2 protein-coding genes and 1 pseudogene are annotated in these 1,856 nt (G+C 71.9%); all 3 read right to left on the bottom strand.

Features of this window, described 5'->3' with window-relative positions; genetic code table 11:
- Positions 1 to 208 (bottom strand): adenylyltransferase/cytidyltransferase family protein (locus tag VR44_RS46220; RefSeq protein WP_169791092.1); only part of this gene is annotated, 208 nt, incomplete at its 3' end.
- A 27-nt stretch (positions 209 to 235) separates the two neighbouring features.
- A pseudogene (gene pnuC / locus VR44_RS38500) lies at positions 236 to 823 on the bottom strand (nicotinamide riboside transporter PnuC); the annotation flags it as partial.
- Between the two features lie 136 nt (positions 824 to 959).
- Positions 960 to 1,856, bottom strand: an 897-nt coding sequence (locus VR44_RS38495; RefSeq protein WP_045952333.1) for a pseudouridine synthase, incomplete at its 5' end; no start/stop codon positions are given.

The raw sequence follows: 1,856 nt of genomic DNA, 5'->3' as shown, positions 1-1,856 counted from the left end.
CGCCGACCACGTCCGCGCCGGGGTGCTCCTCGCGCATCCAGGCGACCCGGTCGGCGAGCGGCACCGACTCCACCGAGGCGGCGCACACCAGCACGGTCAGCCGCTCGCACTGGTCCTGGGCGGTGCGCACGAGGTGGTGGTGGCCGGCGTGCGGCGGGTAGAACTTGCCGAGCACCAGCCCGTGCCCGTACCGCCTGGCGCCGCTCATGCGGCCGCCCCCGTGGCCGCCGCCGTGCGGGCGGCGCGCGCGCGCCGGGAGGGCGCGGCGCCAGCCGACGTACCCGGCCACGCACAGGGCGAGGAAGCCCACGTAGAGGACCGAGGTCAGGTACAGCCCCTTGTAGGCGTACAGCGGGACGTACACGAGGTCGGCGGCGATCCACAGCCACCAGGACTCCAGGAGCTTGCGGCACTGGCCGTAGGTGGCCATGAGCGAGAGGGCGGTGGTGAGCGCGTCCCAGAAGGGGACGGTGGAGTCGCTGACCCGGCCGAGGAGCAGGGTCAGCGCGGCGGTCCCCACCGCCCCCGCCGCGAGCAGCCAGATCCATTCGGCGCGCGTGGTGCGGCGCACCGGCAGGGCCTCGGCGGTTCCTGGTCCACCCCCGTGGGTCCAGGACCACCAGCCGTACGCGGCGAGGGCGATGAAGACGATCTGCAACCCGGCGTCGGCGTAGAGGCCGGCCTGGGCGAACAGGACGATGAAGAACACGTTGTTGGCGATGCCGACCGGCCAGTTCGCGACGTGCTGCCGCGCCACCAGCCAGACGCACAGGGCGCCCGTGGCGAAGCCGAGGATCTCGGTCCAGCTCATGTACCAGCCCATGGGGCCACCCGCTCCCTTTAATAGTCAGGTTGACTATAAACAGGGGCGGCGCACTCCGGCAAGAGTCCGTCCGGGAACGCGGAAGCCCGCGGCGCCGGTGGCACCGCGGGCTTCCGTACGGGGGCGTCGGGGAGGGCTAGAGGCCGACCTCGCGCATGAGCATGCCGACCTCGGTGTTGGTCAGGCGGCGCAGCCAGCCGGACTTCTGGTCGCCGAGCTCGATCGGGCCGAAGGCGGTCCGGACGAGCTTGTCGACCGGGAAGCCGGCCTCGGACAGCATGCGGCGGACGATGTGCTTGCGGCCCTCGTGGAGGGTCACCTCGACCAGGTAGTTCTTGCCGACCTGGTCGACGACGCGGAAGTTGTCGGCCCGGGCGTACCCGTCCTCCAGCTCGATGCCTTCCTTGAGCCGCTTGCCGATGTCGCGCGGCAGGGAACCGGTGATCGCGGCGACGTACGTCTTCTGCACGCCGTACTTGGGGTGCGTGAGGCGGTGGGCCAGCTCACCGTGGTTGGTGAGGAGGATGATGCCCTCGGTCTCGGTGTCGAGCCGGCCGACGTGGAAGAGACGGGTCTCACGGTTGGTGACGTAGTCGCCCAGGCACTGGCGGCCGTCCGGGTCCTCCATGGTGGAGACGACGCCGGCCGGCTTGTTCAGCGCGAAGAACAGGTAGGACTGGGTGGCGACGGTCAGGCCGTCCACCTTGATCTCGTCCTTCGGCTGGACGCGCTTGCCCTGCTCGGTGACGATCTCGCCGTTGACCTCGACGCGGGCCTGCTCGATGAGCTCCTCGCAGGCGCGGCGCGAGCCCATGCCGGCCCGGGCCAGCACCTTCTGCAGGCGCTCGCCCTCCAGCTCGGCACCGGGGAAGGTCTTCGGGGTCTTGATCACCGGCTTGTCGGCGTACCGGTCGCGCACGCGCTCCTCGATCCGCGCGTCCAGCTCGCGGGGGCGGGACTGCCCGCTGCGGCTGCCCGGGCCGCGGCGCGGGCCGCCCGCGCCGCCGATGCCGGGGGTCTTGGAGGTCCGGGG

The sequence above is a fragment of the Streptomyces katrae genome (assembly GCF_000966975.1).
In the GTDB taxonomy this organism is placed as follows: domain Bacteria; phylum Actinomycetota; class Actinomycetes; order Streptomycetales; family Streptomycetaceae; genus Streptomyces; species Streptomyces katrae.
Note: the sequence above shows the minus strand (reverse complement) of the source record. Positions and strands in the feature narration are given on the sequence as shown.